25 protein-coding genes and 1 pseudogene are annotated in these 25,590 nt (G+C 71.6%); 9 read left to right on the plus strand and 17 right to left on the minus strand.

Features of this window, described 5'->3' with window-relative positions:
• Positions 1-150: 150 nt before the first annotated feature.
• Positions 151-1,212: a zinc-binding dehydrogenase gene (locus AB0302_RS10730; RefSeq protein ID WP_366371996.1), complete on the minus strand. Its 1,062-nt coding sequence runs from the start codon at positions 1,210-1,212 to the stop codon at positions 151-153.
• A 331-nt stretch (positions 1,213-1,543) separates the two neighbouring features.
• Entirely contained in the window at positions 1,544-2,752 is a 1,209-nt protein-coding gene (locus tag AB0302_RS10735; RefSeq protein ID WP_248115851.1) for a M28 family peptidase, read from the minus strand.
• Positions 2,753-3,119: 367 nt separating this feature from the next.
• On the opposite strand from AB0302_RS10735, the gene AB0302_RS10740 reads away from it, so the two are divergent.
• Together AB0302_RS10740 and AB0302_RS10745 are read left to right on the plus strand one after the other, a co-directional pair.
• Complete coding sequence (locus AB0302_RS10740) at positions 3,120-4,622, plus strand: long-chain fatty acid--CoA ligase (RefSeq protein ID WP_366371998.1); 1,503 nt, start codon at positions 3,120-3,122, stop codon at positions 4,620-4,622.
• A 42-nt stretch (positions 4,623-4,664) separates the two neighbouring features.
• Positions 4,665-5,387, plus strand: coding sequence for a DUF6226 family protein (locus tag AB0302_RS10745; protein ID WP_366372000.1), 723 nt, complete (start codon positions 4,665-4,667; stop codon positions 5,385-5,387).
• A gap of 27 nt (positions 5,388-5,414) precedes the next feature.
• Here AB0302_RS10745 and AB0302_RS10750 read toward each other — a convergent pair whose 3' ends face one another.
• The 4 genes from AB0302_RS10750 to AB0302_RS10765 form a co-directional block, all read right to left on the minus strand.
• Positions 5,415-6,167: a metal-dependent hydrolase gene (locus AB0302_RS10750; protein ID WP_366372002.1), complete on the minus strand. Its 753-nt coding sequence runs from the start codon at positions 6,165-6,167 to the stop codon at positions 5,415-5,417.
• A 178-nt stretch (positions 6,168-6,345) separates the two neighbouring features.
• Positions 6,346-7,080 carry an LrgB family protein gene (locus AB0302_RS10755; protein WP_366372004.1) on the minus strand — a complete coding sequence of 245 codons (735 nt, stop codon included), beginning with the start codon at positions 7,078-7,080 and terminating at the stop codon, positions 6,346-6,348.
• Entirely contained in the window at positions 7,077-7,439 is a 363-nt protein-coding gene (locus AB0302_RS10760) for a CidA/LrgA family protein (protein ID WP_002855541.1), read from the minus strand. Before AB0302_RS10760 ends, AB0302_RS10755 begins: the two co-directional genes overlap by 4 nt.
• Complete coding sequence (locus AB0302_RS10765; protein WP_366372006.1) at positions 7,436-8,143, minus strand: GntR family transcriptional regulator; 708 nt, start codon at positions 8,141-8,143, stop codon at positions 7,436-7,438. The genes AB0302_RS10760 and AB0302_RS10765 overlap by 4 nt, the downstream gene beginning before the upstream one ends.
• A gap of 105 nt (positions 8,144-8,248) precedes the next feature.
• On the opposite strand from AB0302_RS10765, the gene AB0302_RS10770 reads away from it, so the two are divergent.
• Complete coding sequence (locus AB0302_RS10770; protein ID WP_366372008.1) at positions 8,249-8,431, plus strand: hypothetical protein; 183 nt, start codon at positions 8,249-8,251, stop codon at positions 8,429-8,431.
• Here AB0302_RS10770 and AB0302_RS10775 read toward each other — a convergent pair.
• From AB0302_RS10775 to AB0302_RS10805, 7 genes and pseudogenes are all read right to left on the minus strand, one after another.
• Positions 8,413-9,420 carry a GIY-YIG nuclease family protein gene (locus AB0302_RS10775; RefSeq protein ID WP_366372010.1) on the minus strand — a complete coding sequence of 336 codons (1,008 nt, stop codon included), beginning with the start codon at positions 9,418-9,420 and terminating at the stop codon, positions 8,413-8,415. The genes AB0302_RS10770 and AB0302_RS10775 overlap by 19 nt on opposite strands.
• Positions 9,421-9,522: 102 nt before the next feature.
• On the minus strand, positions 9,523-9,678 hold the full coding sequence (locus AB0302_RS10780; RefSeq protein WP_366372012.1) for a hypothetical protein: 156 nt from the start codon (positions 9,676-9,678) through the stop codon (positions 9,523-9,525).
• 33 nt (positions 9,679-9,711) lie between these two features.
• Complete coding sequence (locus AB0302_RS10785; protein WP_366372036.1) at positions 9,712-10,446, minus strand: hypothetical protein; 735 nt, start codon at positions 10,444-10,446, stop codon at positions 9,712-9,714.
• A 28-nt stretch (positions 10,447-10,474) separates the two neighbouring features.
• The gene (locus AB0302_RS10790) at positions 10,475-11,071 is read right to left on the minus strand and encodes a DinB family protein (RefSeq protein WP_366372014.1); all 597 of its coding nucleotides are present in this window, start codon (positions 11,069-11,071) and stop codon (positions 10,475-10,477) included.
• A gap of 23 nt (positions 11,072-11,094) precedes the next feature.
• The gene (locus AB0302_RS10795) at positions 11,095-11,526 is read right to left on the minus strand and encodes an alpha/beta hydrolase (protein WP_366372016.1); all 432 of its coding nucleotides are present in this window, start codon (positions 11,524-11,526) and stop codon (positions 11,095-11,097) included.
• A gap of 220 nt (positions 11,527-11,746) precedes the next feature.
• Positions 11,747-12,967: a Fic family protein gene (locus AB0302_RS10800; RefSeq protein WP_366372018.1), complete on the minus strand. Its 1,221-nt coding sequence runs from the start codon at positions 12,965-12,967 to the stop codon at positions 11,747-11,749.
• A gap of 68 nt (positions 12,968-13,035) precedes the next feature.
• Positions 13,036-13,311, minus strand: a pseudogene (locus AB0302_RS10805) (GNAT family protein); the annotation flags it as partial.
• Positions 13,312-13,420: 109 nt separating this feature from the next.
• Between AB0302_RS10805 and AB0302_RS10810 the strand changes: the two are divergent.
• The gene (locus tag AB0302_RS10810; RefSeq protein WP_366372020.1) at positions 13,421-14,665 is read left to right on the plus strand and encodes a GNAT family N-acetyltransferase; all 1,245 of its coding nucleotides are present in this window, start codon (positions 13,421-13,423) and stop codon (positions 14,663-14,665) included.
• Between the two features lie 120 nt (positions 14,666-14,785).
• Here the strand turns inward: AB0302_RS10810 and AB0302_RS10815 are convergent, their stop codons facing one another.
• Positions 14,786-15,235: a hypothetical protein gene (locus tag AB0302_RS10815; RefSeq protein ID WP_366372022.1), complete on the minus strand. Its 450-nt coding sequence runs from the start codon at positions 15,233-15,235 to the stop codon at positions 14,786-14,788.
• Between the two features lie 135 nt (positions 15,236-15,370).
• On the opposite strand from AB0302_RS10815, the gene AB0302_RS10820 reads away from it, so the two are divergent.
• The 5 genes from AB0302_RS10820 to glpK all read left to right on the plus strand — a co-directional run bounded on the left by AB0302_RS10820 (position 15,371) and on the right by glpK (position 20,131).
• Positions 15,371-15,646, plus strand: coding sequence for a hypothetical protein (locus AB0302_RS10820; protein WP_095353548.1), 276 nt, complete (start codon positions 15,371-15,373; stop codon positions 15,644-15,646).
• A gap of 61 nt (positions 15,647-15,707) precedes the next feature.
• Entirely contained in the window at positions 15,708-15,851 is a 144-nt protein-coding gene (locus AB0302_RS10825; RefSeq protein ID WP_248116808.1) for a hypothetical protein, read from the plus strand.
• Between the two features lie 160 nt (positions 15,852-16,011).
• Positions 16,012-17,751, plus strand: coding sequence for a glycerol-3-phosphate dehydrogenase/oxidase (locus AB0302_RS10830; protein WP_366372024.1), 1,740 nt, complete (start codon positions 16,012-16,014; stop codon positions 17,749-17,751).
• Between the two features lie 13 nt (positions 17,752-17,764).
• A complete protein-coding gene (locus AB0302_RS10835; RefSeq protein ID WP_366372026.1) occupies positions 17,765-18,487 on the plus strand; it encodes an MIP/aquaporin family protein in 723 nt (240 codons plus the stop codon).
• Positions 18,488-18,598: 111 nt separating this feature from the next.
• Entirely contained in the window at positions 18,599-20,131 is a 1,533-nt protein-coding gene (glpK, locus tag AB0302_RS10840; RefSeq protein ID WP_366372028.1) for a glycerol kinase GlpK, read from the plus strand.
• A 790-nt stretch (positions 20,132-20,921) separates the two neighbouring features.
• Here the strand turns inward: glpK and AB0302_RS10845 are convergent.
• The 3 genes from AB0302_RS10845 to AB0302_RS10855 form a co-directional block, all read right to left on the minus strand.
• The gene (locus AB0302_RS10845; RefSeq protein WP_366372030.1) at positions 20,922-21,773 is read right to left on the minus strand and encodes a GIY-YIG nuclease family protein; all 852 of its coding nucleotides are present in this window, start codon (positions 21,771-21,773) and stop codon (positions 20,922-20,924) included.
• Positions 21,774-21,869: 96 nt separating this feature from the next.
• Entirely contained in the window at positions 21,870-23,444 is a 1,575-nt protein-coding gene (locus AB0302_RS10850) for an ATP-binding protein (protein ID WP_366372032.1), read from the minus strand.
• A gap of 82 nt (positions 23,445-23,526) precedes the next feature.
• The gene (locus AB0302_RS10855) at positions 23,527-24,339 is read right to left on the minus strand and encodes an HTH domain-containing protein (protein WP_366372034.1); all 813 of its coding nucleotides are present in this window, start codon (positions 24,337-24,339) and stop codon (positions 23,527-23,529) included.
• Positions 24,340-25,590 lie beyond the last annotated feature (1,251 nt).

The following is a 25,590-nucleotide window of genomic DNA, read 5'->3' on the forward strand; positions in this document are numbered from 1 at the left end:
TCTCGGGGGTGCTCCCAGCGTGGGCGCTCCTCCAAGGGGAGGGTCAAGGCGGATCCGGGCGGTCTTGGCGTGGAACGCCTCGGCTCGAGACGCCCGGCACGATTGCGGGCGCGGGGCACGGGCGGCGAGACGAGTCGGCCCGCCGACACCTCAGACCTCCAGCAGCACCTTGATCTCGCGGCGCTCGTCCATGGCCTTGTAGGCCTCGGCGGCCTCGTCGATCGGCAGGCGCTTCGTGAAGACCTTGCCGGGCTGGATCTCGCCGGACTGGATACGCTCGATCAGCTCCGGCAGGAAGCGGCGCACGGGGGCCGGCCCACCCTCGAGGTGGATCTCGCGGCCGAAGAGGGCAGAGCCGTCGATCGTCTGGTCGTGGGAGACGCCCACGAACCCGACGTACCCGCCGGGCCGCACGGAGGCGAGCGCCTGGTCCATCGACTCCTGCGTGCCCACGGCCTCGCACACGCCGTGTGCGCCGTAGCCGTTCGTGAGCTCCTTGACCTTCGCGGCGCCCTCCTCGCCGCGCTCGGCGATGACGACGTCGGCCCCGAACTCCCGCGCCAGGGCGGCGCGGTCCTCGTGGCGGGAGAACACGATGACCTGCTCCGCGCCCAAAGTCTTGGCGGCCAGCACCGCGCTCAGGCCGACGGCGCCGTCGCCCACCACCGCGATGGTCGTGCCGGGGCCGGCCTGCGCAGCCACGGCGGCGTACCAGCCGGTGCCGAGCACATCCGAGGCAGCGAGGTAGTCGGCCAGGCGGTCCGGGTCCGAGGGCTCGCCCCCGGGCACCTTCACGAGGGAGCCGTCGGCGAGCTCGACACGCATGTACTGCGCCTGGCTGCCCGTGTACTCGCCGGCGTTGACGCAGCGGGACTGGTAGCCGGCCTGGCAGATCTCGCACGTGTTGTCCGAGAGCATGAAGGAGCCGATCACGAAGTCGCCGAGCTGGAGGGTGGCGACGTCCTCGCCCTTCTCCACGATCGTGCCGACGTACTCGTGGCCCATGCGCCGGTGGTCCACCTCATTGTGGCCGCGGTAGGGCCACAGGTCCGAGCCGCACACGCACGCGGCGGCCAGCTTCAGGACCACGTCACCGGGCTTCTGCACGCGCGGGGTGTCCACCTCCTCAACGACGACGTCGCCCGGGGCGCGCATGACGACGGCCTTCATCGTCTCGGGGATGGCAGGGGTGGTGGAGGTCTGGGCGGTCATGGTCTGTCCTCTCGTCTGGCCCGGCGGTCCGGGCGGCGGTGTGCTGGGACCAGTCTTCCTTCCCTGGACGGTGGGGACGACGGATCGGCGACGCAGGCGGGGCCGGTGGATGGCCGCGTGCCAGCGGTTCGGCAGACCCCTCGAGGCCCCGCTCCATGACGATGCCGCCGAGCCTGGGTGCGTAAATACAGGCACTTCGTCCTGAAACCCGACCCGCGGTGCTTGAGGAAGGTGCTCCAGCCGTCCCGCGACGCAGGCCCCACCCCACACGGGGGCGGGGCCTGCGGCCGCCCCCGCGGGGCCACCCAGGCCGCCACGTGAGGCGACTCGGTCAGGAGGTGGCCAGCGCGTAGGCCGCGCAGCCCTGGATCTCCATGGAAACCGTCAGACGCTCGAGGGAGATGTTGCGGGCCACCGTGTCGTCCGAGGAATGGTATTCGGGCTCGAGGAAGAATCCGTCCCGGTGGAGCCAGCCGAAGTTGCCGCTGTCCACGCCGACCTCGGAGAAGGAGGCGTGGTCGGATCGGCCCATCGGGAAGATCTCGCCCATCTTCGTCCGGTACCCCAGTCGGTCGCCGGCCGCCAGCACAGCCTGGTTCACCGGGTTGGAACGCCCGTTGAGCTCCAGGAGCCAGTACTTCTCGGCCGGCTCCCAGCTGGTGGCGATCATGTCGTTGTTGAAGACCCCGCGCAGCCGGGCACGCTCCGCGTCGGCCAGGTTCCGCGCATGATGCCGCGAGCCGACGAGGCCGACCTCCTCCGAGCCCCAGAAGCCGAAGGAGAGATCGGCCACCGTCGGCGATGTCGCCATGACCCGCGCCAGCTCGAGGCACAGCGCGGTGCCGGAGCCGTTGTCGTTGGCCCCGCGTGAGCCGATGACGCTGTCGTAGTGGGCTCCGACCATCACGCGGTCCCGCGTCCTGCCGGCGGCCCCCTTGCGGCCGGGCCGAGTGCCGATCACGTTGGAGCTGCGGGTGTCGCGGTACTCCATGGTGGTCACGGTCAGCCGGGCTTCACCCGCACGGAGCAGCCCCAGCAGCTGCTCCTTCTGGACCTGGCTGACACCGACGACGGGGATGTCCACGCGCGGGACGGTCAGCCGGGGGACGAAGGCGGGCGCCTGGGACGGGGCCGTGGCGTCGCGGCGGGTGGCGATGACGGCGACGGCTCCCCGCTCGGCGGCGGCGACCGCCAGCGGGGTCACGTCCTCGGTCTGCGTGACCACCCGCATGATCACCACGCCCGTCAGGTCCGCAGGGAGATCGGCCGGGGACGAGGACGGGGCGAGGCGCAGCGATCCGCTGACCGTGACGTCCTGGACCGCCTCGGCGGCGGACCCGACGCCCCATCCGAACCGCGCGTCGAGGCCGGCCCCGGACAGGGTTCCGATCCGCCGGTCCGGCACCGCGAAGCGTTCCACCTCCACGGTGTATCCGGCCTGATCCAGCTGCGCGGCGATGTAGTCCGCAGCGCGGTCCTCACCGGGCGTGCCGGTGTAGCGCTGGCCGATCACCTCGGTGAGGTACGTCAGATCGTCCACGGCTCGGGCGGGCCTGATTCGGTTGATGATCTGACGATCCTGACCCGTCAGGCGAGGCGGCCGGACGGCCCCCGGCCGCGTCGCGTCGACAGCCCACGCCGGCATGGCAAAGGCGGTGGTGGCCGCGCCGACCGCCCCGGCACCGCTGAGGGCCAGGAACGATCGACGGGAGAGGCGGGAGGCGGAGATGGGCATGCGGGCTCCTCAGGAGGCGGGGTGGAAGTGGCACCCATCACACCCCATGTCTGGCCCGGCGACAAGATGGCGTGAGGTCGACCGACACACCCCGCTCGGCTCACAGCGAACGAGCGACGCCGGGCGTTACGCTGTGGCTCCCATCACATCCGACTCCCCTCGGAGGCCCATCGTGACCCTCACCCTGCCCGCCCGGCTCGAGCGCACCGCCGCCGAGCACCCCGACTCCCCCGCGCTGGTCCTCGGCGAGGAGCGCCTGACCTACGCGGAGCTGCAGGACCAGGTCCGGCTCCTGGCCGGGCTCCTGCGCCAGGAGGGCATCGGACCCGGCGACCGCGTGGCGCTCATGGTGCCGAACATCCCCGCGTTCCCGGTGGTGTTCTTCGCGGCCCTGCAGCTGGGCGCCGTCGTCGTCCCGATGAACCCGCTGTTCAAGCGCCGCGAGATCGAGTACTACCTGGAGGACTCGGACGCGTCGATGCTGTGGGCCGTGCCGTCCGAGGAAGCCGTGGAGGGCGCCCGCGAGCGCGGTGTGCCGCTGCGCACCTTCGGCGAGGACGGCCTCGCCCCGCACCTCGCGGAGAGCCCCGGCCCGGTGACCGAGACCGTCGAGCGGGACCTCGAGGACGACGCCGTCATCCTCTACACCTCCGGCACCACCGGCCGCCCCAAGGGGGCCCAGCTGACCCACCGGAACATGGGCACCAACGCGGACACCGCGGCGGAGACGCTGATCCAGCTCCAGCACGGAGAGACCGTGCTCGGCTGCCTGCCGCTGTTCCACGTCTTCGGCCTCACGTGCGCGCTCATGGCGCCCGTGACGATGGGCGCCAGCCTGGCGTTGATCCCCCGCTTCGATCCCGCCGTGGCCGCGCAGACCGTCCGGGAGTGCGCGGTGGACGTGTTCATCGGCGTGCCCACCATGTACGGGGCCGTGCTGGCCGCGGCCAAGGACCGTCCGGAGGACCTGGCCAGCCTGCGCCTGGGCGTCTCCGGCGGGTCGGCCCTGCCCGTGGAGCTGCTGCGCCGCTTCGAGGCCACCTTCGACTGCGAGATCCTCGAGGGCTACGGCCTGTCCGAGACCTCCCCGGTGGCGTGCTTCAACCATCCGGGTGAGGAGCATCAGCCGGGCTCGATCGGACGCGCCGTCCGAGGGTGCGAACTGCAGCTGGTGACGCCGGACGGGGCCGTCGTGCCCGAGGGCGACGAGGAGACCCTGGGCGAGGTGTGGATCCGCGGGGAGAACGTGATGAAGGGCTACTGGGGCAAGCCGGAGGCCACCGCCCAGGCCATCACCGAGGACGGCTGGTTCCGCTCCGGCGACCTCGCCCGGCGCGATGCCGCGGGCAACTACTACATCGTGGACCGCACGAAGGACATGATCCTGCGCGGCGGGCTCAACGTGTACCCGCGCGAGATCGAGGAGGTGCTCTACGAGCACCCGGCCGTCGCGGAGGCCGCCGTGGTGGGGGTGCCCCACCCGGAGCTCGGCCAGGAGGTCGCCGCGCACGTGGTGCTCGCCCCCGGCGCGCACGCCACGGAGGCGGAGCTGATCGAGCACGTGAAGTCCCAGGTGGCCCCCTACAAGTACCCGCGCACCGTGAACGTGCGGGACGGACTGCCCAAGACTGCCACCGGCAAGATCCTCAAACGGGAACTGACGCCGGCGGAGTGAGCCCGGGATGACCGCCCAGGCCGGACACACGGTGAGCCTCCCATGACGACCCTGCAGCGCCTGCGCACGGAGGTGGCCCGGCGGTACGCCGCCCTCGACCTGCCCGCCTGGCCTGCCCCGCACCCGGACAGCGCCCCGCCCTGGGAGGAGGAGTACTCCCGGGTGACCGACCCGCAGCGATATCGGATCGCGGCCGCCCGGGCCCGCGTGTGGTCCGAGGTGCTCGCGGAGGCGGGCGCCGCCGTCGCGCCGGACCCGGTGCCTGGCATCCCGCTCGACGAGGCCGGGCGCGCCGACCTGACGGTCCCCGTGGACCGGGCGCTGCGTGTGGCGCCGCCGGCCGGCGTAGACGGCGCCTCCCCCTGGTGGCTGCTGGAGACGGACGTACCCCAGGCCGAGGACGGCGGCGTCCTGCCGGTGATCCGGGTGGCGGTCGGCGCCCCGGGGCAGGTGCACGCGCTGCTCCCGGACTGCGGATGCGACGCCTGCGACCCCGGGTCGGACGAGCTGCTCGAGGCCGTGGACCAGGCGGTCGCGCGCGCGGTCGGGACGGGGGTGAGCCTGCGGGGCCGTCACGGGCAGCGGCGCCGGGACTGGCACGTGCACGGGCGCTCGGACGGCACGGCCGAGGGACAGGGACGGGTCCCGGGATGGCCGTTCGAAGCGCTCACGGACGCCTGCCGAGACCTGGCCGCCGGCGGCCGTCCGAGGCTGCCGCGCGGGACCGAGGCGACCGTGCGGGCAGGGTGGTTCCCGGAGACGTGAGGGGGCGGAGTCGCCGGGTGCCGCCGCTCAGAACAGTGCCGCCACCCCCCGAACAGCGAGCGGGAGGAGCCGCACGGCCCGCACCACGGTGAACGCCGTGACCACCGAGACGAGCACCCACTCCCGCCAGGACCCGGTCCGGCCGAGCAGGGGGAGCCGGAACCGTCCGGAGGACTGCCACCACCGCAGGCGCGCGGGAGGCTCCGGACTGAGCGGCCAGAGCAGGGCCACCCCGTTGTCGGTGAGGGCGTCGCCGAGGATGTGCACGCTCACGCCGACGGCCACGGAGGCGGGGATCCACCACAGCCCGTCGCTGAGGACGGTCGCCGACACCGCGACCAGGATGCCGAGTGCCCACGCGGCCCTCCATCCCCGGTTCGGGAGCAGTCGGAGGGCCTTGGCGGCCACGGCCGCCAGGAACGCGGCGATGACCCCCTGCCCCGGCGTGTAGACGTGCCCCGCGATCGGCACCTGGATGGAGGCGGCCGCCGTGGCGATGGCGGTGAACGCCGCAATCCCCACCAGCGAGTGTGTGCCGCGTCGATGCCCGCCGGCCACGTGGCGGATGCCGCGACTCATCCACTCGGTCAGGGGCGGCAGGGCGTGGACGACGGTGGCGCGGGGGTGGTCCCAGTCGCTGATCATGGCCGCGCCGGCGGTGGTCACGGCGCCGAGCAGCTGGAGTTCGGCGGGCAGGTGCAGCACGGCGACCGGCGACTGCCAGTGCGTGAGCGCCAGCCAGGCCGCGGCGCCGGTGACCGCGTGGGACGGGCCCATCATGGGTGGGGTCCTCTCGTTCGCAGGACCGGGCCGCGTCACCGCGCCCGCGAGGGCCGGCGGGCGGCCCGCGGGGAAGGAAGAGGACCAGGGTGGCAGGCGGGGCGGACACGGTAAGGGCGACGCCGCAGCCGGAGCGGGTCGAGGCGGCTGCCCGGCCGCTGGGCAGCCGCCCGGCCCCTCACCCCGTCATCGCCAGCACCAGCGGGGCCAGCAGGGCGGTGAGCACGCCGGAGCAGGCCATGGCGAGGGCGGAGAACGCGCCGGTCTTCGGCCCCTCGGCGAGGGCGCGGGCGGTCCCGATGCCGTGGGAGCTCACGCCGATGGCCAGGCCGCGCACGCGGGGGTCGCGCACGCGCAGCCGGTCGAGCACCCAGGGGGCGAGCACGGCGCCGAGCACGCCGGTGAGCACGGGGAGCACGGCGGCGAGGGAGACGATCCCGCCGCCGGCGTCGGCCACCGCCATGGCGATCGGCGTGGTCGCGGACTTGGGGGCGAACGTGGCGGCCAGCGCAGCGTCCCCGCCCATCAGCCGCACGATCAGCACGGCGCTCACCATGGCGGTCAGCGAGCCGACGGTGACCCCGACGGCGATCGGCAGCAGCAGCTTCCGGATGTCAGGCCCGGCCCGGTACAGGGGGACGGCGAGGGCCACGGTGGCGGGGCCCAGCAGGAAGGTGAGGTAGCTGCCGCCGATCATGTAAGTCTCGTAGTCGATGCCGGTCAGGGCCAGGAACGCGGCCACCAGCACGATCGTCACGAGCACGGGCGTGAGCAGGGCGGTCTGCCGGGCGGCGAGCCACAGGCGGCGGGCGAGCACGGCGACGGCGAGGGTCAGCGCGATGCTGAACAGCGGTGTGTGCAGGAGCGCGTCCCAGGCCTCCGCGAGGGAGTCGGTGAGTTCGGCGGCGTTCACTGTGCGTCCTCCTTGTCCGTGAGGCGGCGGGCGAGCGGGGCGGCGACGCCGGCGGTGACCACCAGCCCCAGCAGCCAGGGCACCACGAAGCCGACCAGCATCAGCGCCCGGTGTTCCCCGATGAGGCCCAGCACCGCGACAACGCCGACGCCCGCCGGGACGAACAGCAGCGGCAGGTGCTGGAGCAGGTGATGGCTCGCCGTCATCACCGGCGCGTCCTCGGCCGGGCGGCGCCACGCGAGCAGGCCGAGCAGCAGGAGCATGCCCAGCACCGCCCCGGGGATCGGCAGGTGCAGCGTGTCGGCCACGAGCGTGCCCGCCAACTGGCAGAGCAGCAGGATCAGCAGGCCCTCGATCATCGGGGTTCACCTGCCTCGGACGGACCCACGGGGGGCAGGCCGGGGACGACGCCGGTCCCCGCGGCGTCGAGGTGCGCCTGCAGGGCGCGCTGGGCGTCTTCGGCGCGCCCGGAGGCCAGCTGCGCGCAGATCTCGGCGTGACCATCGAGGAGGCGGCTGGCGGCGTCGACGGATCCGCCGGTGGCGGCGTGGATGAGGCGGGCCAGGCGAGGGGCGAAGGTGCGCACGACCTCGTCGAAGGCGGCGTTGCCGCACGTGGCGATCACGTCCCGGTGGAAGCGCACGTCCAGCGCAGAGAACGCAGCGAGGTCGCCGGCGTCCAGGGCGGCGCGCTGCTGCTCCAGGTTGGCGGTGAGCGTGGCGACGAGGGGCCCGACGGCGTCGGGCCGCGCGGCGACCGTGGCGAGGGCGGTGGACTCGAGGAGGCCGCGCAGGGCCGTGAGGTCGGCCACGCTCTGCGGCGTGAGGGCCTGCACGGCCGCGCCCTTCTTGGGGAGGAGCCGCACCAGGCCCCAGCGCTCGAGCTGAAGGAGGGCCTCCCGGGCCGGCGTCCGGGAGATGCCGGCCTCCGTGGAGAGCTGGACCTCGGTGAGCATCTCCCCCGCGGCGATCTCACCGCGGACGATGCGCCAGGCGACGTCGTGGGCCAGGCGGCCGGCAGCCGTGGCACGACTGCCCCATAAGGGGTCGGAGAGTGGAGTCATGCGGGCCAGAATAACCAGATGCATGCATGGATGTATGCATTGTGTCGGACCCGGAAGGCGCCCGGGTGGGGAGGGGCCCATGATGCCGGCGCCCACCCTCACCCCATGACTGTCGCCATCACCCGTCTCGACCCCGCCGGCGCGGACCGCGCGGAGCTCATTGCGCTGCCCACCGGCAACGCGTGGGCCTTCCCTGTGCGCCCCCACCTCACCCGGCCGGTGGCGAAGGAGGCCATCGACGACGGCGGCAGGCACCACACACTGCCGGGTTACCAGCTCCCGATGTAGTCCTCCGAGCCGAGGAGGCCGTGGGTGTCTGCCCAGGCTCCCCAGCGGTCGAGGAGGAGGGGGATGGCCTGGTCCTCCCACCAGGGCAGGTGGACAAGGCCCTGACTCATGCCTCCGCGGTTGAACCGCTCCACGTTGACCTTGTCCTCGTCGTAAGGCTCAGCCCCCTCGAGGGAGCGTTCGAGCGCATCGTGCAGGAGCCGGCCGAGTTCATACTCACTGGCGGGCATGGGGGTGTCGTCGAGCCGTTCAGCGAGCTCCTCCCAGAGACCGACGCTTCCCCGCAGCCCGTACTGGCGGGGGCGGCGGCGGAACAAGTCGCCGACGGTCGCGCGCGCCGACGAATCGGCCTCCACCACGTCCACACCGCGCTTCGCCTGCTCCGCCATGGCCGTGCGGGCCTTCCGGATGCGCTGGCGGAGCACCTGTGCTTCGGGGCTGGTGCCGCCGTAGGTGAGGTTCAACGGCGGGGTGTGCGTGTCGATCACAGGCTTCTCAATGCCCCCGAGCGGTGTCACGTCTGCGAACCTGGCGGGTGCCTGCCACACGCGGACGGCGGGGTGGCGCCGCATCCAGGTGGTCAGCTGCTCGCCGCTCTCCGGGGTGAGGGTGAATCGACCCGCGGAGGCGACGGCGACCGGCTCCAGGTCCAGCCGATCCACCAGGAGTGCGGCCAGGGTGCGGCGCAGAGTGGAGTGCGCGGTGCCGGCATCCGCGAAATGCTTGCGTTCCAGGCGGGCCCGCAGGCTGCCCTCGGCCTTGCCGATGTAAAGCACATCGCTTCGACTGACAGACGTGTCTAATCGCAGCTCGGCTCGCACTGCGTCAGGATCCTGCGAGACAACCGCGTACAGCCCGGTCGAATCCGGCACGACCTCGCCGTCACGCCCACCGATGACCACGCCGCCGTCCTCGACGCGTGCGAACAGCTGAGGGTCGTTCTGCAGAGCATGGGAAGCGGCCGCGATGAGCCCCGCCTTGGTGGTCATGCCAATGTCCTCTCTTCGTCCGGGACATCTACCCCGGCTGCGCCTCGAGCCCACGGAGGGTCCTGGACACGGTAGGCGCCCTGGCGATGGATCGCTGACCCCTCACCGCGCCAGAATCCACCAGTCCTCGGGGCCGAAGACGTGGAGGTCGTCGCATGCGAAGTCGCGCAGCCACGGGACGTGGTCCACGACGCGCAGGTACAGGCCGCGGTGCACGCCGGACTCGTCGCCGATCAGCTGCTCAGCGAACACGTTCATCTCAACGCCAACCGCGCGCAGGAGGGCGGGGCTTCACGCCTCGTCGGGAGCCCGGTCCTCTGCCTCGGCGATGACATCCTCCAGAGCCTGCAGGTGGGGTTCGGCGTCGTCCCCGGCGCCCAGGTCGGCCAGCGCGAGGCGGAGGGCCTCGAGGAGCTCGCCAGCCTCTGCGTCCGCGGCGGTGGAACTCCAGCTCTCCCGCCAGGGCTCCTGAGTGGCGTCCTGCTGCTCCAGGAAGATGAGCCGCTCGACGTCGTCGGCCGGGATCTTGAGTTCCTCATCCCACGCCTGCATGGTCGTGACGTACGTCCGGTACCTGTCGGGGTAGGTCCAGCCGCCGCCGATCCGGACGTCGACGTCCTTCACATGCTCGGCGAACCAGGCGCGCACCACGGAGTCGAGGACGGGGGCGATGTCGGACTCCCGGTGGGCCTTGGTGAGGAAGGAGAGGTACTTGGTGCCGAAGGCCCCGCCGAGGTGCTTGAGGCAGCCGGCCCCGCTCTTGCGCTGCTGCCGAATGTGCTCGAGGGCCGCGGGCCCGCCCTGCTCGAGGGTGATGCGGGTGACGTCGGCGAGCTGCTCCTCGAACCCGGGCTGCGCCATGATGCGCTCCACCCGGGACGGGCCGTAACCGACCCGTCCGTACCCCCACACCATCGCGGCGATGAAGGCGTCCCGCTGCACGGCGCGGTCCTCGGCCGTCACCTTCGCGGCGTAACCGGTGACGACGGCGCGGGTCAGCGGCTCGCACTCGAGGCAGGCAGGCAGGCAGGTCGGGCACGGGAGGCATGTGCCTTCAGTTCCGGCCCGGCCCGCCGCTCCCCTGCGCGATGGCGGTCAGACGGTCCACGTGGGCGGCCCAGCGGTCGGCGTCCCACGGGGGCAGGTTGTTCCCCGGGGCGCGCAGGCCGGCCTGCCCGTCGATCTGCTCCCGCAGGATGTCCGCGTGGCCGGCGTGCCGGGCCTCGTCCAGGGCGACATGCGCGATGATCTGCGCGAGCGTGACCTCCGCCTTGTCGTCGGGCCACCACGCCACCCGCCCGGGGGCGTCGGCGCCGAGGGCCGTGATGGTCTCGTCCGTGTGGGCGAAGCAGCGGCGGGCGAACTCGAGGACGTCCTCGAGGGACTCACCCTCGGCGGCGAACATGTCCACGTTGTCCTCCTCCGGCTGCCCCGCCGCCGCCCAGGGCAGCTGCACCTCGGCGGGGCGGCCGAACGTCTCGCCGAAGTACTCCAGCTCGATGACGGCGGCGTGCTTGACCAGTCCCAGCAGGTTGGTGCCGGTGGGAGTGCGCGGCAGGCGGGCGTCGCGCTCGCTGAGGCCCTCGAGCTTCTGCAGGAGGGCCGCGCGCTGGCGGCGCAGCCCGTCGTGGAGGATCTGCTTGTGGTCCATGAGGTGATCCTGCCCCAGAGCAATCAGGCCGCGAACCCCCGCACGAGCTCAGCCACCCGCTCCGGCGCCTCCAGGTGCACGTCGTGCCCCGCACCGGGCACCTGCACGTGCCGCACATCCGGGCGCCGCCGCCGCATCTCGTCCAGCTCTCCGGCGGGCACGTACCCGTTCTCCCCGCTGATCAGCAGGGTTGGCGCGCCGATCTGCCCCCATTCCTCCCACCGGGGCCGCGCGTGGACGGGCCACAGGGCGGTCTCCAGCACGTCGACGTCGAAGCGTGGCACCCAGCCGGCGTCCGTTTCCTCGAGCCGCTCGCGTCCGTGGCGTACGCGGTCCTTCGGCAGGACTGGGCCTCCGGCACGTCGACGCCGGTCCCCGCCGACGTCGACGTCCCGGGTGGAGCGCGGGGATGGCGCGGTTGCGGGCGGCCCCGCCCCTGACTGGCCGTTGCGCACCGCGCGCCTGACGCTGCGCCCACACCGGGAGGACGACCTTGGCTGGCCCTGCCGGATCGGTGTCTCTGGTGGTGGGGAACGTGGGCATGCCCGTGGGGACGTGATCCTGTGGCTGACGGACCGCGAGTCATCCCGCGGGCCTCACCTCGTGTGTTCGCCTGACCATAGCCGGGGCACTACATACGGCACTGAGGCTGGTCAACCCTGTAGACCGCCCCCGTCAGCCCCGCCGGCCCACACGCGCGGCGAACTCGTCCAGGCAGGCGAGCACCTCGGTGGCCAGCCACACCCGGTTCCGCCGCTGACCGGAGACGGACTGCAGAGCGCCGGCCTCGACAAGCTGGTCCACGGCCCGCTGGGCGGCCGGGCGCGAGACACCCAGCGCCTGGGCCAGATGGTCCACGGTCACGGCGGGTTGCGCGATGATCACCGCGAGCGCCCGCCAGACCGCCGCGTCCCGCCGGGCGGTGAGCCGCTCGCGCCAGCCGGTCAGGGCCTCGTCCAGGTCCGCGACGAGCTCTCGGCCGTTGTCCACGGCGGCCAGGGCGGCCTGCGCGAAGCGGCGCACGATGGGCGCGGGGTCGCCGTCGCGGTAGGCGGTGAGGGCGTCGAAGTATCCGGCCGTGTCCGTGAGGAGTCCCGCGGAGAGGGGCACCCCCATGCGGGTGATCGCGCCGGCCCGGTGCAGGACGGCGTGCACGAGGACGCGCCCGGTGCGGCCGTTGCCGTCCGCGAACGGGTGGATGGTCTCGAACTGGGCGTGTGCGATGGCGGCCTGCACGAGGGCGGGCACGTCCGTGCGTCGCAGATAGGCGAAGAGATCGTCCATCCCGGAACGCAGGCGCTCCGGGTGGGGCGGGACGAACTGCGCCGTGTGCGGCGTGGGTGCCCCTCCCCCGATCCACCCCTGCGCATCGCGGTAGGCGCCCGGCCGGGCATGCTCCTGACCGTCCATGAGGGCACGATGGGCGGCCAGCAGGGCGGGCTCGTCGAGGTCGGCGGCCAGCCGGGAAGCAGCGCCCATGGCCCTCACGTTCGCCGCCACGAGCGCTGCGTTCGGGCGGGTGCGTTCGCCGAGAGTCGCCAGGGCGAGGGCTCGCGCGCCCGCGGTGATGTGCTCGATCTGCGAGGAGGACGCGGACTCAGTGCGCAGGAGCACCGCGTCGATCGGGGCGATCTCTCCAGTGAGCCCCGGGAGGGCGTGGCTGATCTCAGCATCGAAGCGCACGACGGCGGCCGTCGCCTCCTCGACCTCGGTGGCCAGATCGGAGGGCAGGTCGAACCCGAGTCGGGCGATACGGGCTGGGAGCGCGGCTCGATACGGGCCCGACGCGCGCACGCGAGCGCGGCGGGTGAGGACGCCGGCGTCGTCGGGGTCCGCGGTCCAGGGGCGCTGCTCCCACCCGACGACCCACGGGGTCGGGCGCAGATCGTTGCTCATGCCACAACCTTACGCAACGTTATGTCTAGAGCGTTGCGTACTTCTGGGCGTCGTGAGATGGAAAGCCGTCAGCCCCGGGCCCGATGCTCCGAGGCGAGCATCGCGTCAGTGACGCCGTCCACCCAGCCGCGGGTGCGGTGCAGTGACGCCTCCTTAAAGGTGCCCTCGTGGCGCAGGCCGACCTTCTCCATCACGCGCGGGATGGGCGCGTTGTCCGCGAAGGCGTGAGCCTCCACGGGTCGGACGCCGAGGCCCGCGAAGGCGAGGTCCAGCAGGGCACAGGCCAGCTCGGTGGCGTGGCCCCGGCCGGCGTGGGCCGTTGCTATGGTCCAGCCGATCTCGGCCTGCGCGTCCCGGGCTTCCTCGCGCGGCGCGCCGCGAGGTCGAGGAGGGGCGTGGCCATGGGGTCACGGCAGCGGGCGGCGGTGACGTCCCTCCCCTACTCTCGGCCCCATGGACGTCACCTTCGCTCCGCTCGACCCGGCAGGCGCCGACCGGGACGCGCTCGTCGCCCTGCTCACCGAGAACGCGTGGCCGTTCCACACGCGCCCGCGCGTCAGCCGGCCGGAGGCGGAGAAGGCCGTCGATGGCGGCGCCTGGGAGGATGAGGACCACCGCACCTTCTGGATCGAGCATCCCGAGCACGGCCGCGTCGGCGTGGTGCGCCTGGAGGACCTCACGGACCCCACCCCCTTGTTCGACCTGCGCGTGGCGGAGCGGTTCCGCGGGCGCGGGCTCGGCGCGCAGATCCTCACCGCGCTCACCCGGCACGTCTTCGAGACGATGCCCGCGGTGGACCGCTTCGAGGGCCGGACCCGCGAGGACAACGTCCCCATGCTGCGCACCTTCCGCCGGTCCGGCTGGGTCAAGGAGGCGCACTACCGGCGCGGCTGGCCCGTGGACGGCGGCGAGCCGCTCGCGTCCGTGGCCTACGCAACGTTGCGCCAGGACTGGGCGTCCGGCACGACGACGCCGGTCCCCGCCGACGTCGACGCCCCGCCTCCGGCGGGGCGCAAGGAGGGCGCGGCTGCGGGCGGCCGCGCCCCTGACTGGCCGTTGCCCACCGCGCGGCTGACGCTGCGGCCGCACCGGGAGGACGACTTCAGCTGGTTGCAGGAGATGTGCACGCAGCCCGAGGTGGTGCGCCACCTGCTGGACGAGCCCTGGGACGAGGCGACCGCGCGGGCGAAGCTGGCCAAGCGGATCACGTGGGACGACCTCGGCGGCCCGTCCGGGGCGGTGTCCCTGGTGGTGGAGCACGCGGGCGTCCCCGTGGGTGACGTGATCCTGTGGCTGACGGACCGCGAGCGCGGTGTCGCGGAGATCGGCTGGGCACTGGATCCGCGGCATGCCGGTCAAAGCTTCGCCCGGGAGGCCGCGGCTGCGCTGCTGGACCTGGGGTTCGAGACGTCTGGCCTGCACCGGGTGGTGGCACAGATGGATGCCCGCAACACGGCGTCCGCCCGACTGGCCGAGACGCTCGGGATGCGTCGAGCGGCACACCACCGGCAGGACCTGTGGAGCAAGGGCGAGTGGACGGGCACCCTCGTCTACGCGATGCTCGCGAGCGACCGGGGGGGTGAGGGGCCATCTATGACGACGAAGGCAACGTCAGCTCCGGAAGAACAGCCTAGGGCCCCGTGGCGAAAGAGAAATCCCCCACCTGCGCATCGTGGAGAGGCGTGGGGGATGCGGTGATGTGAACGTTCGCATCCATGCGCACCGAGGTCGGCGTGTCGGGCGCAATCCGTGCCGCCGAACGGACTTCTACGCTCACCCCATGTAGCTCGACACCGTGAGGGGGTGGACTCGCGAGGCTCACCAGGTGTGCGGACCGAGGTCCTCGAGGATCTCCAGGTCGAGAAGCCACTCGTCAGGGCGGGGAGTCTCGGGGAGCACCGGCTCGTAGGCGCTGACGTAGACGACCTCCCCCATACCGAGGCCGGTGGCCTCCTCCGGCTCAAGGACCGTCAGGTCAGCGTGGCCGGGGACGCGGTCGATCTCGGCGAGCCGCCCCGAGGGCCACACCTCGTGTGCCGCCCTCACCACGGCCCGCACACGACGCAAAGGGATCGACCAGGCGGGGCTGCCGTCGTCGTGATGGGTGACGATCCAGCCTGCAGAGGCCAGGGGCCCAGCCTGACTCACTCCCCGGGAGGGCAGCAGGATCAGCTCGTGGACTTCCCCCACGGCGATCGGGTCACCGCAGCATGCCAGCTCCCAGTCCGAGAGCGAGGCGCGGCCGACGGCGCCGACGGTGATCTCCATGGTCGGAGTGTAGGGGCGGGGCCTCACCCGTGGGCGCGTGGGGCGTCTTCACCGGTGATGCTGGGGATTGGACTTGAGGCCAGGCGAGTGAAGGCCCGGACAACTCACCCTCACCGCGTACATAGGTTCGACGCCATGACGCGAACGGGAGCCTTCACCATCGCGGGACTGGCCGCCTTCGCCATCTCCACCGGCATCCTGGTTCTCCTGCTGATCACGGGCTCGGAGACGCCTCGGGAGACGATGGCCTTCTTCGCCCTGATCATCGGCTGCTACGCACTGTCCGCGCTCTGCTTCGCTGCGGCGAAACGCGTTCTGCTGGCGCTGCTGTCCGGCGCGCTGGCTGTCGTCAGCTTCCCCCTCGCCCTGTTCATCGGGTACGTCGTGGAGATGCTTCAGAGCCAGCAGTGACACCGCCCGGGGCACGCGTCACCCGGGGCGCTCCACCCTCGTTCCAGCGGGTCAGGGTGAGGTGCCACAGCCCGGGGACCGTGCGAGACGGGTCGCCTCCACGCGCGCCAATGTGCCCCTGTACGAGCGGCTCGGGTTCCGCGAGACCGGGCCCGTCACCGCCTACGGCACCGAGGACCTCACCGGCATGTGGTGGAAGGCCTGACCACGCCCACCCGGCGCGTGGCCGCCGCGTGGATACCCGCGGCCCGGGAGTGACGTCATGGACCTCGGCTCGTGCTGATACAGGATCTCGTGACGTGGCACCGGGTATCGTGAGCCACGCCACTACGCTGTGTCTCCACCGATAAAGGAGCAACCCCTCCATGCCGACCCTGCGAACCGTCCCCCTCTCCGCCGCCACGCGGGAGGACCACCTCGCCCGCCTCCGTGCCACCAGCCCGGAGGCCCCCCTCGACATCCTGATCGTGGGCGGGGGCTCCACCGGCGTGGGCGCCGCGTTCGACGCGGCCACCCGCGGCCTCGACGTGGGCATCGTCGAGGCTCGCGACTGGGCCTCCGGGACCTCGTCCCGCTCCTCCCGCCTCATGCACGGTGGCCTGCGCTACCTCGAGATGCTGGACGTCAAGCTGGTGTACGAGGCGCTGCGTGAGCGCGACCTGCTGCTCACCCAGACCGCGCCCCACCTGGTGCGCCCCCTGCGCTTCGTCTTCCCGTTCTTCCACAAGGTGATCGACCGCGGCTTCATCGGCGCCGGCGTCACCATGTACGACGCCATGCAGTCGCTCGGCCGCCGCCGCGCGATGGGCGCGCACCGCCATCTCAGCCGCCGCTCCATGGCCGCGACCTTCCCCTCCCTCGACGACGAGAAGATCGTCGGCGCGGTGGAGTACGCCGACGCCCAGTTCGACGACGCCCGCCTGGCCATGATGCTCGTGCGCTCCGCCGTGGACCACGGCGCCGTGGCCGCCAACTACACCGCCGTCACCGACTACCTGCGCGGCGACGACGGCCGTGTGCAGGGCGTGCGTGTCCGTGAGGAGACCTCCGGCGAGGAGTTCGACGTGCACGCGCGCGCCGTCATCCTGGCCGGGGGCGTGTGGACCCAGGAGCAGCAGGAGCTGGCCGAGGCCGACGGCGGCCTCGAGGTGCTCGCCTCCAAGGGCGCCCACATCACCGTCCCGCGCGACCGCATCCGCGCCGACGCCGCCACCGGCGTGATCACCAAGACGGAGAAGTCCGTGCTGTTCCTCATCCCGTGGGACGAGTACTGGGTGATCGGCACCACTGACACCCCGTGGGCGGAGGACGTGGCCCATCCGGCCACCACCGCGGACGACATCGACTACATCCTCGAGCACGCCAACGCGGTGCTGAAGGAGGACCTCACGCGTGACGACGTGGTCGCCACGTACGCCGGCCTGCGCCCGCTCCTGCAGCCGGTCACCGGATCCGACGGCGGCTCCACCAAGATCTCCCGTGAGCACACCGTCACCGAGGTGGCCCCCGGCCTCACCGCCGTGGCCGGCGGCAAGTGGACCACGTACCGGGCCATGGCCGAGGACGTCGTGGACTTCGTGGTGCGCGAGACCCACCCGACCCGTCCCAGCCTCACCGAGCACATCCCCGTGCTCGGCGGCCTCGGCTACTCGGAGATCGAGGCGGAGGCGGACCGCATCGCCGCCGACTACGGCCTGGACGAGGCCCGCGTGGACCGGCTCCTGTTCCGCTACGGCACCGTGCTGCGCCACGTGCTCGACCTGATCGACGCCGACCGGTCCCTGAGCGTCCCTCTCGCCGAGGCGCCGCGCTACCTGCGCGCCGAGATCGTCCACGCCGCCCGGGCCGAGGGCGTCGTCCACCTGGACGACGTCATCGAGCGCCGCACGCGCCTGTCCACCGAGGTCCGCGACCGTGGCGTCGCGGCGGCCGAGGAGATCGCGTCCCTCGTGGCCCCCGAGCTGGGCTGGGACGCTGAGCGCATCGCCGGTGAGATCCGCGCGTACAAGGACCTCGTCGCCGCACGCCTCCGCGGCGAGACCGCCCACGACGACGTCACCGCCGCCGGCGCGCTCGCAGCCGCCGACGCCGCCCCCATCCACTGAAAGGAGCCCGTCCATGGGCACGATCTTCCTGTATGAGATCGCCGGCACGGCGATCCTCCTCCTGCTCGGCGTCGGCGTCGTCGCCAACGTCGTCCTCACGAAGACCAAGGGCAACGGCGGAGGCTGGCTGCTCATCAACTTCGGCTGGGGGCTGGGCGTCTTCGCGGGCGTCTACGTCGCTGCCGCGACCGGTGCGCACCTGAACCCCGCCGTGACCGTCGGCCTGCTCGTCAGCGGCGCCGAGGAGTACGCCCCCGGCATCGCCGTGACCCTCGGCACCACGCTCGCGTACTTCGCGGCGCAGCTGATCGGCGCCTTCCTCGGCGCGGCCCTGGCCTGGCTGGCCTACCGCGACCACTACCAGGCGGAGACGGACCAGGGCGCGATCCTGGGCACCTTCGCCACAGGCCCCGAGATCCGCAACCCGCTGTGGAACATGGTCACCGAGCTGATCGCCACGTTCGTCCTGGTGTTCGTGATCCTGCTCTTCGGCTCCACCCCCTCCGGGCTCGGCCCGCTCGCGGTGGCCCTGCTCGTCGTCGCGATCGGCGCGAGCCTGGGCGGCCCCACGGGGTACGCCATCAACCCGGCGCGCGACCTGGGCCCCCGCCTGTTCCACGCCGTCGCGCCGATCCGGCACAAGGGCGGCTCGGACTGGGGCTACGCCTGGGTGCCGATCGTCGGCCCGCTCGTCGGCGCCGTCCTGGCGGGCCTCGCCGCGCCGCTGTTCGTCTGAGCAGCCCGTTCATCTGAGCGGTCTGCCCGTCCAACCCCGGCGGGCACGTTCCCCTGCGGGAACGCGCCCGCCACCCCCACACCCCCGTGACCACCTACGAAGGAGTAGGACATGACCACCCCCCGCTATGTGATGGCCATCGACCAGGGCACCACGTCCACGCGCGCGATCCTCTTCGACCACAGTGGGGCCATCGTGTCCACTGGTCAGCGCGAACACGAGCAGATCTTCCCGCGCGCCGGCTGGGTGGAGCACGACCCAGTGGAGATCTGGACGAACACCCGCGAGGTCATCGGCGAGGCCCTGGCCCGCGCCGAGGTGACCCGACACGACGTCGCCGCCGTGGGCATCACGAACCAGCGTGAGACCACCGTGGTGTGGGACCGCAGCACCGGCAAGCCGGTGTACAACGCCATCGTGTGGCAGGACACCCGCACCGACCGCCTCTGCGAGCGCCTGGCCGGCGACGTCGGTGCGGACCGCTACAAGGAGCGCGTCGGGCTGCCCCTGGCCACGTACTTCTCCGGCCCCAAGGTGGCCTGGATTCTGGAGAACGTGGACGGTGCCCGGGAGGCCGCCGAGAACGGCGACCTCATCTTCGGCACCACGGACTCGTGGCTCGTGTGGAATCTCACCGGCGGCGGCGAGGGCGGCCGGCACGTCACCGACGTCACCAACGCCTCCCGCACCATGCTGATGAACCTGGACACCCTCGACTGGAACGAGGAGATCTGCGCGGACATGGGCATCCCGATGTCCATGCTTCCGGAGATCGTCAGCTCCTCCGCCGAGGTGGGCACCGTATCCGGCCAGCAGCTGCTGCGCGAGACGCCGATCACCGGCATCCTGGGCGACCAGCACGCGGCGACCTTCGGCCAGGCTTGCTTCGAGGTCGGCCAGGCCAAGAACACGTACGGCACCGGCAACTTCATGCTGATCAACACCGGCGAGGAGCCGGTGCAGTCGGACAACGGCCTGCTCACCACGGTGGCGTACCGCATCGGCGACCAGAAGCCGGTGTACGCGCTGGAGGGCTCGATCGCCGTCACCGGCTCGCTGATCCAGTGGCTGCGGGACAACCTCGGGATGATCGGCAGCGCCCCGGAGGTCGAGACCCTGGCCGCCGGCGTGGAGGACAACGGCGGCGTGTACTTCGTCCCCGCGTTCTCCGGCCTCTTCGCCCCGCACTGGGACGCCGCGGCCCGCGGCGCCATGGTGGGCATGACGCGTTACGTCAACAAGGGGCACATCGCCCGCGCGGCACTCGAGGCCACCGCCTTCCAGAGCCGCGAGGTCCTGGACGCCATGAACGCGGACTCCGGCGTGGACCTCACCGAACTGAAGGTCGACGGTGGCATGGTCGCCAACGAGCTGCTCATGCAGTTCCAGGCGGACCTGCTGCGCGTGCCCGTCGTGCGCCCCAAGGTCGTCGAGACCACCGCTCTCGGCGCCGCCTACGCCGCAGGCCTGGCGGTGGGGTTCTGGGCGTCCCAGGACGAGCTCGTGGCCAACTGGGAAGAGGACAAGCGCTGGGAGCCCACCATGGACGAGGAGGAGGCTGAGCGCGCCCTGCGGCTGTGGAAGAAGGCCGTGGAACGCTCCCGCGACTGGGTCGACGAGGACGTCGAGTCGGCCCAGGGCTGAGCCGTCCGATCCATAGGCCGGTCCGGCCGGCCCCGTGCGTCCCGTGCGCCCGGGCCGGTCCGGGCCGGTCCGGGCCCTCCAGAAGGACCCCGAGCAGTTTGGCGTGACAGTCCTCCTGATCCTTGCGCGGTCGGGCGAGGTGCTGTTCGACCTCACGGATCGCGCGGCGATCAGTCCCCTGCCCTCCAGGCGCGAGGTGCCCGGCTGCTCCGACGTCGACCTGTCCTCACCCAGGGTGCCCTCTTCCGCGCGGCTCCCGCCCAAGGCGGCGGTGGCCAGGCAGGCGAAGTAGTCCGCATCCACGTCTCGGCCGTCCTTGATGGCGCTCCGATGTGGAATCTCCTCGGAGATGTTCTCCACGGCCGCGTTGTTCGCCGGGGCCACCACCATTTCGAAGCCGACCACCTCGGGCCAGAGTTTGCGCACCCGTCGTCGCGTCCTGCCCTCGCCGGTCCACTCATGGGTGCGTTCGGTGAAGGCGTCGAGTGGGTTCTCACACGCCGACAATCGGCGTGCTCGTTCGACGACGTTGGACGCCAGGATGTCCCGGAGCATGGTCGTCTTGCCGGTTCCGGGTGGGCCGTTCACACCCATCAGACCTGGGCCGCGCGACGACATCAATGCGGGGGGCTTGCAGATGCCCCGTGTGCTCGTGGGCAGTCGCATTCGAGGAACTCAGCGCTGCCCGCAGTGCCTGGATGGCGCACTTGTCCTCCTCTCCGAGTCTCAGCGCGGGCATTCCATCCCCCCGTCTGCCCTTCGCTCTCTCCCCCCGGACAACGACGTCCGTTCAGTTCCGGTTCAGCCCGAACCGACGCGTCATCAGCGCGTCCTTGTAGTGCTTCTCCGCGGCGTCGATCTGGGCCTGCGGGGTATTGGAGCCGAACACGCGCAACAGGCTGAACGTGTACCGCTCCGGCTGGGCGGGGTCGAGCTCCAGGGCATCCCGGAGGGCGACGTTCCCGCCATGCCCGTCACGGGCGTAGGCCTCCCACCGCCCGAGCACACCACGCTCGCCGTCAGCCTTGCCCACATAGCGCTGGCCCTCGGTCTCATCGGCGATCAGGTAGATCCCGCGTACAGCCTGCAGGGCGGTGCGCCAGCCGGCATAGCGGGTCTCGGTCACCATTGACTGCAGGTCCCCGTAGCTGAGCAGCACGTGGTCGAACCCGGGGAACGCCTCCGTGGTGGGATCGGCGATCTCCAAGACGGGGAACCGTGCCGCGGACGAACCCCGCATTACCCAGTTTCTGACGCCTCCGGACCACCCCACCACAAGGCGCTCCTCAAGGGCGGCCAGCACCGGCACCGGCACGACATCGTAGTACCGGTGCCGCTGCGTGCGCTCGGCCACGGATTCCCCACGGTTCTCGTACACGGCGGTGAGGCGAGAGCGAAGCGCGCCCTCGGCCATGAAGACCAGCCAGAAGCGGGCAGGCTCCTTTGGGAACTTCCCGCTATGGAGCTGCTCGCGCGTGTAGGCGAGCACGCGCTCGGGCGTGGCCGCGGCCCGCGAGGGAAGCCCATCCGCCTTGTATGTGTGACGGATGGCAAGAACCTCGTGCAGGTCCAGGCCAGCGGCGTCGAGCACCGACCCAAGAGTCAGGACGAACGGCTCGGGAACCGGATCAGAGTGCGGCATAGGACCTCATTCTGCTCATGGGACGGATCCACATCGACAGATTGACACTTCAGACTCACAGTCGACCACCAAGGGGGGCTCTCAAGAGCGGCAGTGTCAGTCTCCCGCCTCTCTGGCCGCCACCAGTCGGTACCGGGTGTCCTTGTGGCCCTGACCGCCGGTCATCTCCACCAGCCCGTCGAGCAGCGGCTGGCGGAGCGCGTAGCGGATCTGCCGCGCGGTCAGCATGGTGGCCTCCTCCAGGTCGCGGATGCCCACCGCCTCCCCCGCGGCCAGGGCACCGAGGACGCGCCCCTCGTGGCGGGTGGGCGCGGAGCTGGGCGGCACGGCCGACGACGGTGTCCCGGCCTTCGCCCCGGGCGTCACCTCCGCGGGGGACGTCGTCGCGACCTCCACGGCAGGCTCCCGCCGACTCGGCCGAGCTCCCTCGGGCCGCGGCCGCCAGAGCAGAGCCTTGAACTGGACGCCCGTGTCGATGAGCTGAGGCCGGTCCAGCCCCCACTGCCGAGCGGACCGGAACACCTCGTGGATGCCGCCGCCCTCGCCCTCGATGACGGAGGCGCCGTCCGGCGTCGTGAGCTTCTTGGCGATCTGGTACAGCCGCTGATTGACGGCGGCCTGGGCGTGTTCGTCACTTTCGAGCTGGGTGAGTGACACTCCGCGGAGGCCGCCCGGGCTCTGGATGAACAGGGCCCGGTCCGTGAGCCGCACCTGGATGGCCTTGCCCGCGCCGAGGGTGTCGGGGCCGAGGTCGCGGTGCACGAGGGCATTGCCGAGGAGTTCACGGACGGCGGCGAGCGGGAGCTCGGGGCGGCGCTCGAGCTGACCGTCGGGGCGGTACACGTGCTCGGTCCCGAGGTTCTGGCGCACCCAGGCCATCACCTCGTCGAGCAGCACGGGGACGGGGCCGGTGAAGTCCGTGAGGTTGCGGCTGCGCGCCTGCCCCTCTCCCCCGCGCACCTGGACGGCGGCGGTGACGGTGAGCCCCGGATAGCGGCCCTGCGGGTAGTCGCCGAGGGCGTAGAGGCCGGCCAGGGTGGGCTCCCCGGCGGCGGTGAGGACGTTGGTCTGGCGGAGGATCTCCTGGTGCGTGCGGTCACGGAGGCGGCGGTCCCGCTCGCGCACGGCCGCCACGTAGTCGGTCACGAGCTCGGGGACCAGGTCCTCCTCGCTCATCCCGGTGACGGGCTTGACGTCGTAGTCCACGCGCTCGTCGGCGTGGAGCTTGGCGACCTCCAGCATGCGCAGCTCGTGCGCGTGCATCACGTAGTCGCCGTCGGACTGGCGGAGATAGGCCTGCCCTCGCACCGTGGCGGGCCGGTCCGTGAGGCGCAGGGGTACCACGTGGGCGACGAGCACGTCCTTCCCGTCCAGGCGGAAGACCTGGGGCAGGAGAGTCGGACTGGGCGTGACGGCCTCGCGCGCCTGGGCCACGAGCCCCGCCTCCAGCACGGCGACGTCGGGCACGCCCACCACGCGGAACTCGCCGTGCGCCTCGTCGACGCCGCAGACGACGGTTCCGCCGGCGGGCATGTTGGCGAAGGCGCACAGCGTCTCCGGCATCGAGGAGACGCCGCCCGTGGCCCGCTTAACCTCCACCGAGGTGGTGTCGCCACGACGCGCGCGGAGGGCTTCGAGGGTGGCCGTCAGATCGTCAGATGACCAATTCACAGTGACAACTGTAAGTCACGGTGTCAGTGTCGGGCTGACGAGTCCCCATCGCCCCTCCACCAAGACGCCGACCGCCAGCCTCTCATCGGCCCCCACGCGAGAGCAGGTGGCCGATAAGTTCGCTTCGCCGCCGCTCTTCGATGTCGGGATCCGCCGCCTGGATGAACTCCACAGCGTTGAAGCCGTCACCCTGGCGGCGATTCTGCGGGGGCTCGATCCCCTCGATCAGCAACGCCTCCATCGTGGCGATGAGGGTGTCCACGCTGATCCCGGCTGCCGGCACCGCTCCGAGGGTGCCGTTCTCCTCGACGGGGCGGACCCCGAACCAGGAGAAGCGGTCCCACCGCGCGGAGAGGCGGTCACGCGTGTGCTCCGCAAGACGGTGCCCCAGGCGAGTGGCGGTCACCCTGCCAACGTACACGACGCGGTTGCCGTCGTAGAGGATGTACACCCCGGCCTGTCCTGCGAAGTCCGTGGGAGTTGCCCCGTCCTGCTGCACACCACGGAGGCGGGTGGCCTTGCCCTGCCAGTGGACCTCCTCGCGCCGCCAGAACATGCCGAAGGCGTTGATGAGGCCCATGTCGTCGTCGGCGGCTCCCTCGCCTGGAGCCACCGACGGGGGCTGCGCGACCGGCTGGTCGGCATCCCCCGCCAGCGACGTCGTCGACGGCTTCTCATCCAGGAGGCGGTAGCGGCCAGGTGAGACCTTGAGCAGCTGGTCCTTGAGGTGCATGGAGATGTTGGCGGCCACCGTGTTGGCCGGCGTCGCACCGATGCTGTCCTTCGACCGGTATCCGCGGTCGATGATCTCCTGAGCGATGTCCGCGTAGTGCGCCTCGCCGCCGAGGTCGTTGAGGGCGCGGAGGATCGCCTTCCGCCAGGTCATGTCTGCCATGGCTCGAGCCTAGGGGTTGCTCCCGCTGGACAGGCCGGCGAGACTCTCCCTGCCCAGGCCTCCTCGCCACGAGCCGGGACGGTGCGTAACCTGAGGCTCATGACGGGTTCTCAGATCTGGGGTGCTGGCTACCACACGGGCAAGGCACAAGGGTTCAAGAACGGGGGCGCCTTGGGCGTCGCCGTCGGTGTCGCAACTTTGGCCATCGGCCAGAAGATTGCCCCTGCGGCGTGGAGACAGGCACGGGCAGCATGGACACAGGTCCGATCCCCGCGAAGCCACGTCTCCTCCACGCGCATGGAGACGCCCTCATCATCCGCTACCACGACGGAGTGACACTCTGACGGTTCCCGTCCGACAGACTCCCCAGCCCGGCCAACCTTCGCCAGGTTCTACGCGTAAACGAGCTAGAGCCACAGGGCTGCGCAAAACAGGTCGATTGCATCCGCCCAACCGGCCGCACCATCTTCCGGTCCACCGTTACCCCTGAGCCGCGACTCATATATCGCACCGCGGTCCCGGGCATGCCCCGCCACTCTGGCCTGGATAGGGGGAATCACAGCCCCATGCCCACCACCTCCTCTGCGTTCCAGCGCTGGGCCAGGCTGGCCATACATGACCCCTCGGTGACGTTCGGCTCCGCTCCCGGGACGAGCGTCTCCGTGCCTGAGTTCACGGACCGTGTGGGAGTATGTGGGTCAGAGCATCCACCCCTCGACTGACCGGCGACCCACCAGCGGCGCTCTGAGGGCATCGTGGCCGCCCAGTTCATCCCCGTGAGGCGAACGGACCCGAACCTGGCAGAACCGGAGATCATCACTGGCCGCCGGAACTACGGCAGGTCTAGAAGACCCTCGGCCCTCTAACTTCGCCTCCTCGGCGCGCGGCGAGCAACAGTCCGACAATCACGGCGCCTGCCAGCACGGCGACCGTGGCGAGCAGGGGCACTAGAGAAGTCTGCGCAGGCCCACGAGATCGCCGATAGACTGCGAAGCCAGTGCCTTCACCATGACTCCCTCCTTGGCTCCGAGGGGCATGAGACCTGCAAACCCACGTGGAACACAGGCACACATGCCGGGGCGCCGGAGAGCCAGGCACGGCAGAGAGTTTCATGTCCATGACAACCACTGCGGGGTCCTCACCGCCGACAGTGCCTTAGGGCGTGTTGCTAAAGGATGGTGGCGAGCCAGTGCAGTGTCGCTGCGAGACTGAGCCCGGCGTGATAGTTCCGGGCGTACTTGTCCGAACGCA

This window comes from Micrococcus sp. NPDC078436 (assembly GCF_040702705.1).
Classification (GTDB): domain Bacteria; phylum Actinomycetota; class Actinomycetes; order Actinomycetales; family Micrococcaceae; genus Micrococcus.

Bases quoted from the DNA above. Each gene is read 5' to 3' on its own strand.
- AB0302_RS10730 (WP_366371996.1), bottom strand. From the start codon at position 1,212: ATGACCGCCCAGACCTCCACCACCCCTGCCATCCCCGAGACGATGAAG.
- AB0302_RS10745 (WP_366372000.1), top strand. From the start codon at position 4,665: ATGACGACCCTGCAGCGCCTGCGCACGGAGGTGGCCCGGCGGTACGCC.
- AB0302_RS10750 (WP_366372002.1), bottom strand. From the start codon at position 6,167: ATGATGGGCCCGTCCCACGCGGTCACCGGCGCCGCGGCCTGGCTGGCG.
- AB0302_RS10760 (WP_002855541.1), bottom strand. From the start codon at position 7,439: ATGATCGAGGGCCTGCTGATCCTGCTGCTCTGCCAGTTGGCGGGCACG.
- AB0302_RS10765 (WP_366372006.1), bottom strand. From the start codon at position 8,143: ATGACTCCACTCTCCGACCCCTTATGGGGCAGTCGTGCCACGGCTGCC.
- AB0302_RS10770 (WP_366372008.1), top strand. From the start codon at position 8,249: ATGACTGTCGCCATCACCCGTCTCGACCCCGCCGGCGCGGACCGCGCG.
- AB0302_RS10775 (WP_366372010.1), bottom strand. From the start codon at position 9,420: ATGACCACCAAGGCGGGGCTCATCGCGGCCGCTTCCCATGCTCTGCAG.
- AB0302_RS10780 (WP_366372012.1), bottom strand. From the start codon at position 9,678: ATGAACGTGTTCGCTGAGCAGCTGATCGGCGACGAGTCCGGCGTGCAC.
- AB0302_RS10790 (WP_366372014.1), bottom strand. From the start codon at position 11,071: ATGGACCACAAGCAGATCCTCCACGACGGGCTGCGCCGCCAGCGCGCG.
- AB0302_RS10800 (WP_366372018.1), bottom strand. From the start codon at position 12,967: ATGAGCAACGATCTGCGCCCGACCCCGTGGGTCGTCGGGTGGGAGCAG.
- AB0302_RS10810 (WP_366372020.1), top strand. From the start codon at position 13,421: ATGGACGTCACCTTCGCTCCGCTCGACCCGGCAGGCGCCGACCGGGAC.
- AB0302_RS10815 (WP_366372022.1), bottom strand. From the start codon at position 15,235: ATGGAGATCACCGTCGGCGCCGTCGGCCGCGCCTCGCTCTCGGACTGG.
- AB0302_RS10820 (WP_095353548.1), top strand. From the start codon at position 15,371: ATGACGCGAACGGGAGCCTTCACCATCGCGGGACTGGCCGCCTTCGCC.
- AB0302_RS10830 (WP_366372024.1), top strand. From the start codon at position 16,012: ATGCCGACCCTGCGAACCGTCCCCCTCTCCGCCGCCACGCGGGAGGAC.
- AB0302_RS10835 (WP_366372026.1), top strand. From the start codon at position 17,765: ATGGGCACGATCTTCCTGTATGAGATCGCCGGCACGGCGATCCTCCTC.
- glpK (WP_366372028.1), top strand. From the start codon at position 18,599: ATGACCACCCCCCGCTATGTGATGGCCATCGACCAGGGCACCACGTCC.
- AB0302_RS10845 (WP_366372030.1), bottom strand. From the start codon at position 21,773: ATGCCGCACTCTGATCCGGTTCCCGAGCCGTTCGTCCTGACTCTTGGG.
- AB0302_RS10855 (WP_366372034.1), bottom strand. From the start codon at position 24,339: ATGGCAGACATGACCTGGCGGAAGGCGATCCTCCGCGCCCTCAACGAC.